Annotated in this window: 15 protein-coding genes; 6 read left to right on the forward strand and 9 right to left on the reverse strand. The window is 34.4% G+C overall.

Going from position 1 to position 17,138, the window contains the following annotated elements; genetic code table 11:
• Positions 1-27: 27 nt before the first annotated feature.
• The 4 genes from VOI54_RS05235 (at position 28) to VOI54_RS05250 (ending at position 4,811) form a co-directional block, all read left to right on the forward strand.
• Positions 28-2,403, forward strand: coding sequence for an efflux RND transporter permease subunit (locus VOI54_RS05235; protein WP_326281667.1), 2,376 nt, complete (start codon positions 28-30; stop codon positions 2,401-2,403).
• Positions 2,404-2,424: 21 nt separating this feature from the next.
• A complete protein-coding gene (locus VOI54_RS05240; protein WP_326281668.1) occupies positions 2,425-3,195 on the forward strand; it encodes an outer membrane lipoprotein-sorting protein in 771 nt (256 codons plus the stop codon).
• Between the two features lie 108 nt (positions 3,196-3,303).
• The gene (locus tag VOI54_RS05245) at positions 3,304-4,512 is read left to right on the forward strand and encodes a hypothetical protein (RefSeq protein ID WP_326281669.1); all 1,209 of its coding nucleotides are present in this window, start codon (positions 3,304-3,306) and stop codon (positions 4,510-4,512) included.
• A gap of 29 nt (positions 4,513-4,541) precedes the next feature.
• A complete protein-coding gene (locus tag VOI54_RS05250) occupies positions 4,542-4,811 on the forward strand; it encodes a TetR family transcriptional regulator C-terminal domain-containing protein (protein WP_326281670.1) in 270 nt (89 codons plus the stop codon).
• Positions 4,812-4,973: 162 nt separating this feature from the next.
• Here VOI54_RS05250 and VOI54_RS05255 read toward each other — a convergent pair whose 3' ends face one another.
• Positions 4,974-5,405, reverse strand: a complete 432-nt coding sequence (locus VOI54_RS05255) for a tellurite resistance TerB family protein (RefSeq protein ID WP_326281671.1) — start codon at positions 5,403-5,405, stop codon at positions 4,974-4,976.
• A 230-nt stretch (positions 5,406-5,635) separates the two neighbouring features.
• Here VOI54_RS05255 and mfd point away from each other — a divergent pair, with 230 nt between their 5' ends.
• Complete coding sequence (gene mfd, locus VOI54_RS05260; RefSeq protein ID WP_326281672.1) at positions 5,636-8,974, forward strand: transcription-repair coupling factor; 3,339 nt, start codon at positions 5,636-5,638, stop codon at positions 8,972-8,974.
• 28 nt (positions 8,975-9,002) lie between these two features.
• Positions 9,003-10,331 (forward strand): TlpA family protein disulfide reductase, encoded by a 1,329-nt coding sequence (locus VOI54_RS05265; RefSeq protein WP_326281673.1) that lies wholly within the window; start codon positions 9,003-9,005, stop codon positions 10,329-10,331.
• Positions 10,332-10,338: 7 nt separating this feature from the next.
• Here VOI54_RS05265 and VOI54_RS05270 read toward each other — a convergent pair whose 3' ends face one another.
• The 8 genes from VOI54_RS05270 to VOI54_RS05305 all read right to left on the reverse strand — a co-directional run bounded on the left by VOI54_RS05270 (position 10,339) and on the right by VOI54_RS05305 (position 17,130).
• Complete coding sequence (locus tag VOI54_RS05270) at positions 10,339-11,460, reverse strand: TlpA family protein disulfide reductase (protein WP_326281674.1); 1,122 nt, start codon at positions 11,458-11,460, stop codon at positions 10,339-10,341.
• Between the two features lie 65 nt (positions 11,461-11,525).
• A complete protein-coding gene (locus VOI54_RS05275; RefSeq protein WP_326281675.1) occupies positions 11,526-11,885 on the reverse strand; it encodes a YraN family protein in 360 nt (119 codons plus the stop codon).
• A gap of 158 nt (positions 11,886-12,043) precedes the next feature.
• On the reverse strand, positions 12,044-12,349 hold the full coding sequence (locus tag VOI54_RS05280; RefSeq protein ID WP_326281676.1) for a GIY-YIG nuclease family protein: 306 nt from the start codon (positions 12,347-12,349) through the stop codon (positions 12,044-12,046).
• 279 nt (positions 12,350-12,628) lie between these two features.
• Positions 12,629-13,789, reverse strand: coding sequence for a metal ABC transporter permease (locus VOI54_RS05285; protein WP_326283138.1), 1,161 nt, complete (start codon positions 13,787-13,789; stop codon positions 12,629-12,631).
• Positions 13,782-14,909, reverse strand: a complete 1,128-nt coding sequence (locus VOI54_RS05290) for an iron chelate uptake ABC transporter family permease subunit (RefSeq protein ID WP_326283139.1) — start codon at positions 14,907-14,909, stop codon at positions 13,782-13,784. Before VOI54_RS05290 ends, VOI54_RS05285 begins: the two co-directional genes overlap by 8 nt.
• Before the next feature lie 5 nt (positions 14,910-14,914).
• Positions 14,915-15,088 carry a four helix bundle protein gene (locus VOI54_RS05295; RefSeq protein WP_326281677.1) on the reverse strand — a complete coding sequence of 58 codons (174 nt, stop codon included), beginning with the start codon at positions 15,086-15,088 and terminating at the stop codon, positions 14,915-14,917.
• Positions 15,089-15,134: 46 nt separating this feature from the next.
• A complete protein-coding gene (locus tag VOI54_RS05300) occupies positions 15,135-15,896 on the reverse strand; it encodes a metal ABC transporter ATP-binding protein (RefSeq protein WP_326281678.1) in 762 nt (253 codons plus the stop codon).
• Between the two features lie 328 nt (positions 15,897-16,224).
• Complete coding sequence (locus tag VOI54_RS05305; RefSeq protein ID WP_326281679.1) at positions 16,225-17,130, reverse strand: metal ABC transporter solute-binding protein, Zn/Mn family; 906 nt, start codon at positions 17,128-17,130, stop codon at positions 16,225-16,227.
• Positions 17,131-17,138 lie beyond the last annotated feature (8 nt).

Raw genomic sequence — 17,138 nt, forward strand, 5'->3', positions numbered from 1 at the left:
GACCGGTCAACTATTAAAAACCAAACTATGAATGCATTAAAAAAGGCAAGTAATGCCACCAACGTATTTGCGAAGCATTGGGCCAACTTCGTAATAAAATTTAAATGGCCAGTCTTAATTGCTGCGTTATTATTAGCAATAGGGTTAGGATCTCAGGGAAATATGGAGTTTGACGGAGACTACCATGTGTTTTTTAGCAAATCAAACCCTGAACTTGAAGCCTTTGATGCGCTTCAGGAAAAATACACCAAAGATGATAATGTCATTTTGGTGCTCACTCCATCTAACGGTAATATTTTTACCAGAGAAAACTTAACAGCCATAGAAGCATTAACAGCCGAAGCATGGAATACTCCATATTCTTCAAGAGTGGATGCCGTAACCAATTTTCAGCATACCAGTGCAGTAGGGGATGATCTTTATGTTGATGATCTGTCTTATGAATCGTCTCTTAAAACAGATGCTGAAATTAAAGAAATAAGAGAGAAAGCTTTAAAAGAACCCTTATTAGTAAATAGAATTATTAATAAAGAAGGTAGTGTTACGGCTATTAATATAACAGTTAGGTTGCCAGGGGTAGATATTAACGAAATCCCGGGCGAGGTGACGCCTTTTGTTAGGAATATGATTTCTGATTTTAAGGAAAAGCATCCTGATTTTGAGGTGCACACCTCAGGTTTAATTCCCATGAATACAGCCTTTTTTGAAGCTTCAATGAATGATTTAAAGCTTACAATGATTATGCTAATTATTGTAATAATAACCACACTCATTCTTACCAGAAACTTGGTCAGTACGTTTGCAACCCTTATCGTTGTACTGTTTTCAATAATTAGTGCTGTGGGATTTGTTGGGTTAATGGATATAAAATTAACACCTCCCTCATCAGTTTTCCCTACTATGATTCTCACACTGGCGGTTGCGGACAGTATACATATTCTGGTTACCATGTTACAAAAAATGCGTAAAGAGGGGCTAACCAAAATAGATGCTTTAAAGGAATCTATGCGCTTAAATTTTATGCCTGTTTTTATTACAAGTTTAACTACCGTTATAGGGTTTTTAACCATGAATTTTGGAGATGTGCCACCGTTCTGGGATTTAGGTAATATTACAGCTTTTGGTATGAGTATGGCCTTCCTGTTTTCAACTACGGCTTTACCGGCTTTAATGGCCATATTACCTGTAAAGGCTAAAGTTAAAAAAGAAGGAAAAAAAGAAAGCCTGGGCATGTATAACACCTTAGGAAACTTTGTAGTTCAACAACCTGTTCGCCTTGCTATTATTTCAATAGTTGTGATTTCAGGATTGACCTTTTTGGCTACAAAAAACACCTTTAACGATGAGTTTATAAACTATTTTGATGAAACCGTTGAGTTTAGAAGCAACACTGATTATATCAGTGAAAACCTCACGGGGATTTATAATGTAGAATACTCCATTGGTAGTGGAGAAAGCGGCGGAATTAACAATCCTGAATATCTTAAAAACTTAAATGCTTTTGAGAACTGGCTTAAAGAACAACCGGAGGTTATTCACGTTAATGCCTTTAGTGAAGTGGCAAGGCGGGTAAACCGCTCCATGCACGGAGATGATGAACATTTTTATCGAGTGCCTGACAATCGTGAGGAAGCCGCACAGTATTTATTGCTATATGAATTGTCATTACCATTTGGACTGGACCTTAACAATCAAATTAATGTAGATAAATCTGAAACACGGGTTACAGTAACTATTGAAAATGTGTCCAGTGCAGAAATGATAGCCTTTTCAAAACGTGGTGAAAAATGGTTACGGGATAACGCCCCGGAAGCCATGCATACCATAGGTGTAAGTCCAACATTAATGTTTTCAAAACTAGGGTTCAGGCAAGCAGAAAGTATGTTTAAAGGAAATATTGTAGCCCTTATATTAATTTCTCTGGTACTCATGTTGGCTTTAAAAAATTTCAAACTGGGGCTGTTAAGTATTATACCTAATGTAACACCCGTATTGGTTGGTTTTGGTATTTGGGCATTATACAAAGGGCAAATTAACACCGGAATGGTTATAGTTTTTGGTATGACTTTAGGAATTATTGTTGATGACACAGTTCATTTTATGAGCAAGTTCTTAAGGGCCAAAAGAGAACTGGGATATGATTCAAAACAAGCGGTAATATATGCCTTTGAGACCGTTGGTAAAGCACTGGTTACAACAACTATAGTGCTATTAGCTGGATTTGCTGTCCTGTCAACATCATCATTTGCATTAAACAGTTATATGGCAAGAATTACGGTAATAATCATTTTAGCGGCGTTGATTATAGATTTTATACTACTACCATCTCTGTTAATACTAACCAGTAAAAAAGAAGACGCGGTAGTCCAACAAAATATAGAGCAAATAGCTTTAGATAAATAAACCATATTAAAAATTCAAAAAATGAAAAGAATAGTTTTTACAATAGCAATATTAAGTACAGTATTAACCGGAGCACAATCTGCTGAAGCACGTGGATTAGAAATAGCAAAGGCAGCCGAACAAGCAGATTTAGGATTTAAAAGCTCAACAGTGAACTTAAAGATGGTCTTAAAAAACAAAAATGGCCAGACCAGTGAGCGTTCATTAACAACAAGAACCCTGGAACTTACTGAAGACGGAGATAAATCGTTGATTGTATTTAATAGCCCAAAAGATGTAAAAGGCACTTCAACCTTAACATTTACACATAAAATAGGCTCGGACGATCAATGGTTGTTTTTGCCATCAATTAAACGTGTAAAAAGAATTTCGTCAAATAATAAATCCGGGCCTTTTGTAGGCAGTGAATTTGCCTATGAAGATTTGTCTTCAATTGAAGTAGAAAAATATACCTATAAATTTATTAAAGAAGATGGAGACCTTCTGGTGGTAGAGCAAGACCCGGTAGATCCTAAATCCGGTTATACACGTCGTTTGGTAACCTATAACAAAAACAAAGGGTACAGGATTGAAAAGGCAGAGTTTTATGATCGAAAAAATGCGCTTTTAAAAACCCTGGACTATTCTGATTATAAACTCTATAAAAATAAATTTTGGAGAGCAGGTACGTTTACTATGATAAACCATCAAAGTAACAAGGAAACCATACTAATGTTTTCTGATTATAATTTTGATGCTGATCTAACCGAAGAAGATTTTACCCAAAATGCTCTCATGCGAGCAGGAAATTAAGTTTGACTAACTCAAGTAAGCAACACCTTAAGCAATCATTATTTTGTGATGATTTGATGATTAATAGCAGGTTGTTTTTAGGTGTTGCTTTTTAAATGCAATTGTATTATGCAAAGACATTTTGTTTTTTGTGCAGTAATAGTTCTTGAATTAGTTCTTAATTCAATCCAGGCACAATCAAAAGAAAATACATTACAACAAGACTTTGAATTGGAAGTAGAAGCAGAATACCGGTATTTTTATGAGGCCCCGGCATTTAACGGGCAAAAGGATCATTTCCCTTCATTAGCCTTCACGCCGGAATATACGATTAAGTGGAATAAGGGCTATGAAGCTATAAATTTTATAGGTTTTTTTAGACTTGATAGAGATGATGCCCGTACACATTGGGATATAAGAGAACTCTACTACCAAAAAGCAAAACGTAACTGGGAACTGAGCCTGGGTTTAAAAAAGATCTATTGGGGGGTTACAGAAAGTAATCATTTAGTGGATATTATAAACCAAACGGACGGCGTAGAATCTTTTGACGGTGAACAGAAATTAGGGCAACCTATGGTACATTTTACTTTAACCACAGGCAGTGTGGGTAATTTTGATTTCTTTTACCTGCCATATCATAGAAAACGTACTTTTCCGGGAGAAAAAGGAAGATTACGATTTCCATTTGTTATAACTAAAGATGATATAAGTTATGAGAGTGACGCCCAGGAATGGCGGCAGGATATAGCGTTCAGATGGTCTCATTATTTTGGTGCATTTGATGTGGGAATATCACACTTTTATGGAAACGGACGTGAGCCTTTATTTACTTTTGAACCCAATGGAAACTTAAATGCTTTTTACCCGGTAATAAACCAAACAGGGTTAGATTTGCAAGTAACCCATAATGCCTTTTTATGGAAACTGGAATCTATTTACCGTTCGGCAAAGGCTCAGGATTTCTTTGCTTTAGTCGCAGGATTAGAGTTTACTTTTAGTAATATAGATGGGAATGGTTTAGATATTGGACTACTGGGAGAGTATCTTTATGATGAACGAGATGAACTGGCCTTAAACGCTTTGCAGAATGATGTGTTTTTAGGAAGCAGGATAGCGTTTAATGATACTCAGGATACCTCAATATTGATAGGTGGTATTTCTGATTTAGAATCAAGTAGCAAAATTTTTAGTATTGAAGCCTCCAGGCGTTTTGGGAGCACATGGACCGCTGAAATTGAAGCCAGGGTTTTTAATAGTATTGCTCCCGATGAATTTATTCTTTCTAATTTTCAACAAGACAGTTTTTTCAGGTTTACAATACGTAAATATTTTTAGACTAAAGACAAAACGTTATAAGTAATAGTATGGTACATTTTTCTTTAGAATCAGGGAATGATCATAAAGGTCAAGGAAAGCGTCTTGATTTTGAATTTAAAGAGTTTGAAGCCATTTTTAAACAATGTTTGATAGAAACAAAAGACCAAAGGACTATACAAGATAAGTTTGACACTGATTTGGTTGGACGTTTTTTAATAAACAGCTGGTTTGGAACCTTGCCCAGGATGAAATCTGTTGATGCCGTAAAACCATTGGAAGGTTTTAAGAATTTTATACTTCAGCAATTATTAAATTAATTCTGGCTATTGTATATATGCTGTGAATATAGAAACGCATCGGTTATATTTGTTTAACAAAAAAAGGAGAGACAGAACCTATACCGTTTTCTAAACTTATATAATAAAAACAAAAATGCAACCTTACTAGGTTGCATTTTTGTTTTACAGAATGGTATAGAATTATCTATTCATATTCTTTATTTGGTCTACAAAAGTATCCAGGTCTACCCCGTTATTTACAAGAGTTAAAGCTTTGTCAACAATGTATTTAACGTTTACGGCATGAAATCCAAGACCAACGCCAATTTTGTTTAAAAGTTTGTGCTCAGAGTTCCCTTTAATTTGGTCTACATGTACCATACGTACCAGATCATATAAACGTTCTAAGCGTTTTTCATAAGATACCGGCGGATTTATTGGATGCGATTTATAATCCTTTAAAATTTGCTTATATTTTTCTTCACCAATGTTTAAGTTGTGTGCTAATCGGTCTAAAAACGCCTGCTCATCAGGAGTAATAATTCCGTCATCCATAGCCACACGAACTATAGCAGCAAAATGTCCTTCATTTCGCTCTTTAAAACCACCATCAAATAACTTTGAAAACGACATATATCTTATTCTTTTTATATTGCCACAAACGTACATATTTTTTTTAAGATTCTAAATTGAATTATTAATTTTTTGAGAGCTATAATAAGGGGTAGGTTATCTTGAATGAGGTTGAAGGGTTACAATCCTTAATCATGGTTTTACGTTAAAAAGAATATTGTTGTTCTTAAGGAATTACACTCAAAATTATCAAGGCAAGTTCTTATATTTGCATCTCAAAACAAAATTAGGTGAGTAAATCAGCCTTGTCTCAAACCTACATTCAGGTTTTGCAAACGCAAAATCTGCAACATACTATTGCCCAACCTCAAAGTAAAGTACACTTAAAGGGCCTGGTAGGATCTTCGTTTTCATTTGTAATTTCTAGTACTTTTAAAGAAGTACAAAAGCCGTTTTTACTAGTGTTTAACGATAAAGAAGAAGCAGCACATTATCTTAATGATTTAGAGCAACTCTGTAATGAAAAAGATGTGTTATTCTACCCGGGAAGCTACAGGAGGCCTTACGATATTGAAGAGACAGATAATGCTAATGTCTTGTTGCGTGCAGAAGTTTTAAATCGTATCAATTCACAGAAAAAACCAGCTATAATTGTTACCTATCCCGATGCACTCTTTGAACAGGTGGTTACAAGAAAAGAATTGGAGCGTAATACACTTAAAGTAGGTGTAAATGATAATCTGTCTATTGATTTTGTAAATGAGGTCTTATTTGAATATCAGTTTAAGCGTGTAGATTTTGTTACGGAGCCCGGTGAGTTTTCGGTACGTGGGGGTATAGTAGATGTATTTTCATTTTCACATGATGAGCCTTATCGCATTGAATTTTTTGGTGATGAGGTAGATAGTATTCGTACTTTTGATGTGGAGACCCAGCTTTCCATAGAGCAGATAAAGAAAATTAATATCATCCCCAATGTCGCCAATAAACTGGTTGAGGAAAAACGTCAAAGCTTTTTAAAATATATAGCTCAAAAAACAGTAGTAGGTTTAAAGAATGCAGAGTTATTCTTTTCAAGAATTGATGATTTTTACAACAAAGCTGAGGAGGCCTTTAAAACACTTTCAACTGATATTAAACATGCGGAACCGTATGAGCTTTTTTGTAATTCAGAGTTGCTTAAAAAACAACTTTTAGAGTTTTCAATTATAGAGTTTGGGAGTACTTCAGTTTTTAATAATGGCAATAAAATTGTATTTAATACCACGCCACAACCGGCATTCAACAAACAGTTTAACCTATTAATTGAAGATTTAAATTCTAATCATAATAAGGGCTATACTAATTATATAGCATGCGTTAGTGAACAGCAGGCTAAGCGGTTTCAAGATATTTTTGATGATGTTGAAGAAGAGGTGTCATATCAAACCGTAGTATTGTCTTTGCACCAGGGGTTTATTGACCATGATACTAAAATAGTATGTTATACAGATCACCAGATTTTTGAACGTTATCATAAGTTTCAGTTAAAAAGCGGTTATGCTAAAAAGCAGGCCATTACATTAAAAGAACTTACCAATTTAGATGTTGGAGATTATGTGACTCATATAGATCATGGTATTGGACGTTTTGGCGGACTTCAAAAAATTGACGTAGAAGGCAAAAAACAGGAGGCCATTAAATTAGTTTATGGCGAGCGTGATGTCTTGTACTTAAGTATTCATTCCTTGCACAAAATCACCAAGTTTAACGGGAAAGACGGTAAACCACCCAAAATATATAAGCTAGGAAGTAACGCATGGAAAACCCTTAAGCAAAAAACCAAAGCACGTGTAAAGCATGTAGCATTTAACCTTATTAAACTTTACGCCAAAAGAAAAACCCAAAAAGGCTATCAGTACAACCCGGATAGTTATATGCAACATGAATTGGAAGCTTCTTTTATTTATGAAGATACTCCGGACCAAAGTACCGCTACTGCAGATATTAAAACGGATATGGAAAGTGAACGCCCCATGGATAGGTTGGTCTGTGGTGATGTAGGTTTTGGTAAAACCGAAGTAGCTATTAGAGCAGCCTTTAAGGCTGTAGATAACGGAAAGCAAGTGGCTGTTTTGGTGCCCACTACCATACTAGCCTATCAACATGCCAGAACGTTTAGACAGCGCTTAAAAGATTTTCCGGTAACCGTAGATTATTTAAATCGGTTTAGAACAGCTAAGGAAAAAAGAGAAACACTTGAAGCTTTAGAACAAGGTGGGGTAGATATTATTATTGGAACCCATCAACTGGTAAATAAAAATGTTAAGTTTAAAGATTTAGGCTTGTTAATAGTTGATGAAGAACAAAAATTTGGAGTTGCGGTAAAAGAGAAGTTAAAGACTATTAAAGACAATGTGGATGTACTGACCTTAACGGCTACACCCATCCCAAGAACATTACAGTTTAGTTTAATGGCTGCAAGGGACTTATCGGTTATTACTACTCCACCACCTAACCGGTATCCTATAGAAAGCCATGTTATTCGCTTTAATGAGGAAACCATTAGAGATGCTGTGAGTTATGAAATTGAACGTGGAGGCCAAATCTTCTTTATCCATAATCGTATTGAAAATATTAAAGAAGTAGCAGGCATGATTCAGCGCTTAGTACCAGATGCAAAAATTGGTATAGGCCATGGACAAATGGATGGTAAAAAACTGGAGCAACTTATGTTAGCGTTTATGGATGGCGCTTTTGATGTTTTGGTGAGCACAACTATTGTAGAAAGCGGATTGGATGTGCCAAATGCCAATACCATATTTATCAATAATGCCAATAATTTTGGATTAAGTGATTTACACCAAATGCGTGGTAGAGTAGGACGAAGCAATAAAAAGGCATTTTGCTATTTTATAACACCGGAATATTCAGCAATGACTGATGATGCCAGAAAACGTATCACAGCGCTTGAACAGTTTACAGAATTGGGTAGTGGTTTCAATATTGCCATGAAAGATCTGGAAATTCGTGGTGCAGGAGATTTACTGGGAGGAGAACAAAGTGGATTCATTAATGAAATTGGATTTGATACCTATCAAAAGATATTGAATGAGGCTATTGAAGAACTCAAGGAAAATGAGTTTAAAGAGTTGTACAATGAGCCCGAAGGTGATAAAGTTTATGTAAAAGATGTCACTATTGACACAGATTTTGAATTGTTATTCCCAGATAGTTATATTAATAATATTGCTGAAAGGTTAAACCTTTATACGCAACTAAATAATTTAAAATCGGAGGACGAATTATCTGTTTTTGAAAAAGAATTAGTTGATAGGTTTGGAGAATTGCCTAAACAAGTGACCGATTTGTTAAAAAGTGTCCAAATAAAGTGGCTGGCCATTAGAATAGGGTTTGAAAAAATTATAATGAAACAAGGTAAATTGATAGGCTATTTTATAAATGACCAACAAAGTAGTTTTTATCAAAGCTCCGGTTTTACCAAAGTATTGAAGTTTGTACAAACCAATCCTGCAGCGTGTAAAATGAAAGAGAAACAAACCAGAAACGGATTAAGGTTAATGTTGACCTTTGATAATATAAAAACAGTAGAACAAGCTTTAAATGCTTTACAACCCATTGTGGCTTAATAATTGTTTTGATTTTAATTATATGACAATGAGACGTTTATTTTTTATAACATTTTTAATTCCGGGTTTGCTGTTAGCGCAGCATAGTATAAAGGGTGAGTTTTCTCCTGCTAAGGATTATAATGTGCTTTTATTGTATAAAGTTACTCCAACAATATCGGAGTATGTTTCAAGTACTAAAGTAGATGAGGAGGGGCATTTTGAGTTTGAGCTGGATTCTACAGTTGTAAAAGGGGTGTACAGAATAGTGTACGCTGTCCCACAGGAAGATTATAATTTTGATATAATTTATAACGGAAAAGAAGATATTGAGTTGCGTTTTAATTCTGAAACAGGTGTAGCCTATAAAAGTTCATTTGAAAATAAACTATTGGCATCCTATACCAATAGTATGTCTATGGTTACCCATAGTATAGGAAACTATTTCAGGCAAAAAAGCAAGGATACTACAGCTTTAAAAGCCATATTTAAAACACAAAAAGAGACGCAATCCAGTTATGAAGAAGCTGCTAGAGGCACTATAGTTTTTGAGTTTATTAAAGCTAACAAGCCTTATACCCCGGATAAATATTTAGATATTAGAGCATATATCAGCGCATTAAAAGCACATTATTTTGATGCTATAGATTTTAATAATGCAACGCTTCAAAGCTCTAATTTCTTATCAGAAAAAATGTTGAATTATGTTTTTGGAATGTCTTCTAAATCAAAAGATAATTTGACAAGTTATAAAACCAATATAGATGCATTTTGTGATAAAATGAAAACGGTGCCCAAGGAGATTAAACGGGTTTTGCTTTTAGATTTATGGCAGCAAATGGTAGATTTAAAGCTTGAACCTGTTGCAAATTATATTTCTGAAACGTATTTAATGGATGTTGCAGTAGCTTTAAATGATCAGGAACTTTTACATGCGTTAATTTTATATAAAGACCTATCTAATGGTGCTAAGGCTCCAGACTTTTCTATAGAGCTAATTGAAAATAATAAAAAAGTTACCAAAAAGTTAAGCCAGTTAGATGCTGCCGAGCAATATATTATTGTGTTTTGGAGTAGTGGATGCTCTCATTGTTTAGATGAGGTGCCACAGTTACAAACCTTTATTAAATCAAAAGAAAAGAATAATGTAAAAGTTGTAGCCATTGGTTTGGAAGACGAACCCATAGCATGGAACGCACTAATTGAAAAGTACCCGGAATTTATCCATGTTTATGGTAAGGATAAATGGGATAATGAAACTGCGAACAATTATGGCGTTACATCAACACCTACCTATTTTGTTTTGAATAAGAATAAAGAAATTATTGCAAAACCTGAAAATTTTGATGCTGTAAAAGCTTTTTTTGATAAGGACTAACTCTGTGTTATTTTAGAGCTTTATCAATTTGATAAGTCATTCTTTCAATGAGATCACTTTTATAGCCAATTTCAAATAATTGAATGGTTCCCTTTCTGTCAATCACAATATTAGTTGGATATGCAGAAACCCCAAATTTATCAGCAATCCATTTTCCATCAGGAACGATATCATAATTAAATTTCTTTTTACTTAAGAAATCAGAAAGCCTATATTCAGGATCAGTTGCTATGGCTATAAAGTTTACTTTTTGATCATGATCATTGTATATCTCTTTTAATTTGTTTAGTTGTGGAATCTCTTTTTTACAAGGGGGACAAGTAGTAAACCAAAAATTAAGAACAATTACCTCTCCCTTCATATCCTTACTTAATAATTTTTCGCCCTCCATAGTGAGCATATTGAATCGTTTTAAAGGTTTTCCTATATTTTCAAATCTTGCTTTTGCATAACGCTCTTTACTTTTGTTCTTTATGTTATCATACTCTTCCTTAGTATAAATTTTATAATCATCTAATGAAAATATCGAAGGGTCTAATTTTTTGTGATGAATAGTTTTTGCAACTACCTGATAATGTCCATATTTTTTACTGTATCCTGGATATTCGAGTAAAAACCCATCAACCTTATATTGATTGCAATAGCGTAAACCTAATTTTTTAGTATAATAAATATCTCGTGGTAAACCTTTAACCATTTGAATGGCTTTATTGCATTTCAAACCTAAAATAGTTTTACTTTCTTCAGGTTGCAGACTAACGTCCGTATTTGGGTTTTTAAAATCATAAGCAATTCCTGATTTTGATGTTTTGGAACTCTGGCTACAACGATACAATTTTTCTTTATCGTAATCCAAAATGACAAAGCTATTCACATTTATGTTTTTGTAAATCTTTTGCTCTTTCATTTTGCTTCCATTAAAGACCACAACAATATTGTCATAATAATCGAAGGCTTCTTTCTGCGCGTTGGTTAATTCATTATCATAAATAATTTCATAATTAATTATAACTTCTGATTGAATCCTATTAGCACCGGGATATTTCCATTGAGCATATATAGATTGGCTAAAGAAAAAACAGATAATGAATAAAACAGGAATGGTTTTTAGAGGATAGTAGGCTTTCATATAAGCTAAAATAAAAAAATAAATGTCATAAATTCCTTATATTAGGAATATACGTGTTTTACTTTTTAAAAATGATAAAAAGCGTTTTCTAAATGCTCAATATTAAAGTTAGTGCCTTCTTTAATAATGGCAATAATATCAAAGCGTACTTCAACATCTAAATTGTTGGATATAACATATTCATCTACGGCTTTTACCAAACGTTGGATTTGTTTTGGTTTTACAAAATCCTGTGGGTTTCCAAAGTCGGCTGTAGATCGGGTTTTTACTTCAATAATAGCCAATGTATCGTGGTGATGTGCTATAACATCCACTTCGGCTTTATCAAATCTGTAATTACGTTCAATAATATCATAGCCTTTTTTTAAAAGAAAGTCTACCGCTAATTGTTCGCCTTTTTTACCAAGCTCATTGTGTTGTGCCATTGTGCTAAGATATTATTTTTGTTTTTTGAAAGGAAGAACGATTAGATTATGTCAACCATTGAATATCTTAAATTTAAGATTCTTCGCTGTGCTCAGAATGACATAGTGCCCTAAACAAACGGTTTGTCATTCAGAAGGAGGAAACGACTGAAGAATCTTTATATCTTATCATTTAAAAAAGACCAGGAAACATTAAAATTTGTAATAAGGCTCTCTTTCTTTTTTCTACTCCATCCTTTAATTTGTTTTTCTCTTTTAATGGCCTCCTCAATTTCAAAAAAATGTTCATAATAAATCAAATAAAAGCATTTATACTTAGCAGTAAAAGCTTTGGAAAACGGTTCAGGGTTTTGATGAAAGGATAAACGCTCTTTGAGATTATTTGTGACACCTGTATAAAGAACGGTTTTATTTTTATTGGTGAGTATGTAGACGAAATAATTATGTGTGCCTTTAGTTTTCATTTGATATAAATGTAATAAGATTTTACATTTTGTTCTTAATAGCTTTTTTTGCTAAGAGATAGATTCTTCGACTAGCTTTGCTGGCTACCTTCAAACAAAATACATTTTGTTTTCGGCAATGCTCAGAATGACACAGTGCCCTAAACAAACGGTTTGTCATTCAGAAGGAGGAAACGACTGAAGAATCTTAGCTTAGGCAGAATTAATTTAAAAGACTATAAAGCATTAAGATATGATGTGAGTTTCTTTTCAGATTCTTCGCTGCAACTCTGAATGACATTAGCCTCTAAACAAAAAGAAATCGTCTTTCATATGTTCAATTTTACCATCTTCATTGGTAATGATATAATCAATGGCCTGTGACGTAAAATCTTCACCTTTTTCAGTTAGGGATACAATGTTTTTGTCTAATTGAATCATATTGTTTTTTAAAGCCAGATCCAAAACTGTTTTGGACCGTACTTTTTGCCAATTGATATGTTCATTAAGGTGATTGACATGGCGTTCCCTTTTTTCGGAATGATTTTTTAGGTGTAATAAAAAGGTTAAAAGAGACACTTCTGTACGTTGTTGTTTTTCTCTGTAAAGCACGGCAATAACCCCTTTGTTGGGTGCAAATAAATAAACCAACAAAAAAACCAAGCCCAACATGGTTGTTATGGATCCTGCAATAGAGGCATCCAGTCCATGAGCCAGCCAATACCCGGAAATAGCACAAAACACGCCAAAACAGATGGAGTAGGTGAGCATGCGTTTTAAATCATTAGTAAGCAAATAGGCTGTTGCTGCTGGTGCAATCATGAGTGCTACCACTAAAATAGCGCCAACGGCATCAAAAGCGCCAACGGTTGTAATGGAAGATAAGGTCATTAATCCGTAATGAATGGCTATAGGCGAAAACCCTAGGGAGGCTGCTAATCCGGCATCAAATGTACTTACTTTTAATTCTTTGAAAAAGGCTATTAGCAAGCCTATTGTTATAATTAAAATGCTTCCAATAACCCAGAGCGATTTGGGACCTATATCAATACCGGATATCATTAATCTGTCAAATGGTGCAAATGCTAATTCACCAAGCAATACAGCATCTACATCCAGGTGTATATCATTGGCATTTTTGGCAATCATAATAACTCCAATACTAAATAGAATAGGGAATACCAAACCTATGGCTGTATCTTCTTTTACAAGTCCTGTTTTTTGAATATATTCTACTAATACTACGGTTATAATTCCGGTTACTGCAGCCAAAAGAATAAGCAATGGAGAATTCAAATCCTGAGTTATAAAGAACCCAATAACAATGCCTGGTAAAATAGAATGGCTTATAGCATCACTAATCATAGCCATTTTTCTGAGTACTAAAAATGTACCCGGAATAGCACAGGCAATGGCAACTAAACTGGCAATGAGCTGTATTTCAAACTGGGCACTACTCATGGGTTTCATTTTGTTGATTATACAAATTGGTTGCTGTTTTAAAGCCTTCTTCGGTAAGGCTCCACATATTGCCTTCTATTCTTACGTAATTTTTTCTAACTAATTTTTGAAGGGAGCCTTTTGTAAAACCTTGGAAATTATTTAAAATTTTAATAGCATGGGGATGTGAAATATTCTCATGGGTTTCTGCTATACGAAACATAAAGGCTAAGGTTTTATGAAGTTGCAGATCCCGTCTGTTTTTTATAAACCTGATCTGTTTAAATAATAAGCCTCTGCTTGGAGAAAAAATGAATGAGAACACTACAAAAATTCCGGCAATGATTACTATAACCGGCCCTGTAGAAAGATTGTTTTGACTAGCGCTAATAGCTGTTCCAAAAACGCCTGCAAATGCGCCAAAAACAGCAGCCAATATAACCATAACCCCTAAGCTGTTTGTCCATTGTCTTGCAGCAGCAGCAGGGGCTAATAACATAGCACTCATCAAAACAACACCCACGGTCTGTAATCCAAGAACAATAGCTAAAACTATAAATGTAGTGATTAAAATATCTATGAATTTGGTGTTGAATCCTAAAGTTTTGGTATAATCAGCATCAAAAAGAAGCATCTTAAATTCTTTCCAAAAGAGCAATAATACCAACAGGCAAAAACCGGTTACAATGGCCATCATCCAAACATCACTTTCAACCAGCGTAGCAGCTTGTCCAAAAAGGTATTTATCTAATCCTGCCTGATTGGCATTGGGTTGTTTTTGAATAAAGGTTAGTAATAACATGCCAAACCCAAAGAACAAGGATAGGATGAGCCCTAATGCTGTATCTGATTTTAAATGAGTTTTACTTATAATACCACGAATCCAGAACGTTCCAATGAGTCCGCTAACCAAGGCTCCCAATAATAAGATGTTGCTATCTTTGGCCCCGGTGATCAAAAAAGCTATGGCTATACCCGGTAAGGCAGCATGTGAAATGGCATCACCCAACAAGCTTTGCTTCCGTAGTACTGCAAAACTTCCTAACATACCGGTAACAGCACCAAGAATTGCGGTTCCTAATGTTATGGTTCTTAGGGTGTAGTCTGTGAAAACTAGTTTTATGTATTCTGTGAAGTCTATAGTGCTTAGTTTTTAGAGGTTAGTTTTTGATTTGAAACCGCTGCTCTAGTAAATTGAGAAGATAAAGCATAGCGTTCTGTTTTTGGAAAGGTGTCGCTAATTTTATAGATTAAATCAACAAAGTCTAAAGCTTTATTATAAACTTTTAAATCTTCAAATTTGAATTTTATCTCTGACATAAATTTTAGTTCATTTTTCTAACCTCTAAGGTCAAGTGACTAATTACTATTCCTGAATACTCACTTTATAATTGATACCATAGGTTTTTGTTAAATTATCATCATTGAAAATATCTTTTACTGGCCCGGTAGCTATCTTTTTTACGTTTAAAAAGGTTACCCAATCAAAGTATTCCGGAACGGTTTGTAGATCATGATGTACTACAATAACAGTTTTCCCGGCTTTACGTAATTCTTTTAAAATATTAATAATTGCAATTTCGGTTGTGGCATCTACCCCTTGAAAGGGTTCGTCCATGAAATATATTGATGCATTTTGTACCAGTGCCCTGGCTAAAAATATACGTTGTTGCTGCCCTCCTGAAAGCTGACTTATTTGTCTGTTTTTAAATGCTAACATGCCTACTTTTTCTAAAGCTTCTAAAGCGGCTTTTTTTTCTTTTTGCCCCGGACGTTTTATCCAGCCTAAGCTTCCGTAGGTGCCCATCATTACTACATCTAATGCTGTTGTTGGAAAATCCCAATCTACACTGCCCTTTTGCGGTACATAAGCAACTAATGCCCGTTGTTTTTCATAAGACTTACCATAGATACTAACGCTTCCTGCTATAGGTTTTAAAATGCCTAAAATAGACTTAATAAGTGTTGATTTTCCGGCGCCGTTGGGGCCTACAATGGCCATGAGTACTCCTTCCGGGATTTCTAAATCTATATCCCAAAGTACAGGCTTGTAATTGTAAGCTACTGTTAAATCATCTACCTGTACAGCAATATTTCTTTGTGAATTGGAAATTTTTTCTTTAGCCACCTTATTTTATTTTTACTTTAAATGTTCCTTTTGTCTTGATACAAAACGAACTAAAAATCAAATCCATCTGAGGAAATTCCTTAGGAACAAGCATTTTAAAAATCTCATGCTTGGAGTTGCGATTCGCTGTTACGTTTTTCGCTCATTATTTCTACAGGTTGATGATTCCAACCTAGTTGGAAATTCAAGTTCAATTTATATTTTCAGTGTTATTATTCGATGTATTGATATCATTTTACTTTCCTATTTATTTTAGCCCTGATAGCAACGGCATCCTTTTTTGAGGGACGAAAAAAAGATACAGTGGATAGCAGGAAACAGCTCCAAATTATTTTAAAGCATTTACTATGGTATTCACATTATATTTAAACATACCGATATAGGTACCTTCAATGGTTCCGGTATCTCCTAATGCATCTGAGTATAATGATCCTCCTATTTTAACGTCATGCCCTTTTGAGTTAACCGCGGCCTGTAAGGCTTCAATAGTACGTTTAGGTACTGAACTTTCAACAAAAATAGCTTTTACATTATGTTCAATAATAAAAGCAGATAATTTCTGGACGTCTTGTACTCCTGCTTCTGTTGCTGTTGAAAGCCCCTGTAGACCAACCACTTCAAATCCAAAAGATTTACCAAAATAGTTAAAAGCATCATGTGCGGTAACTAAAATACGCTTTTCTTTAGGAAGTGTTTTAATGGTTGATTCTATTTGTGTTTTTAAAGTTTCTAATTGTTTGATATAGTTAGCGCCGTTGGTTTCAAAACTGGCTTTTTGTTCCGGAATGGCTTCTGCTAATTTTTTAACTATAAATTGTGTGGCTTGAATCCAATAGTCTGTGTTAAACCAAATATGCGGATCATAGTTTGATGCAAAATATTCAGAACCAATTAGGGTATTTCTATCTAAGGCGTCTGAAATAGCAATGGTTTTTTTGTTTTTCATTTTTTCAAAAACTTCAACCAGTTTACCTTCCAGGTGCAATCCGTTGTAAAAGATGATGTCAGCATCAGCCAATTTAGAAACATCACCTTCGCTGGCTTTATATAAATGCGGATCTACACCACTACCCATTAGCCCTTTTAAATTGATATGATTTCCTCCTATGTTTTTAACCAAATCTGTGATCATAGAGGTTGTGGTTACTACATTGAGTTTACCGTTGGTCTCTTTGTTGTTTTTACAACTTAAAAAGACCAGGGTTATTACTAAGAATACTATTGTTTTTTGCATGGCTAAAT

Origin of the sequence: Alterotamlana spongicola (assembly GCF_035818475.1) — a bacterium.
Taxonomy (GTDB): Bacteria; Bacteroidota; Bacteroidia; order Flavobacteriales; family Flavobacteriaceae; genus Cognatitamlana.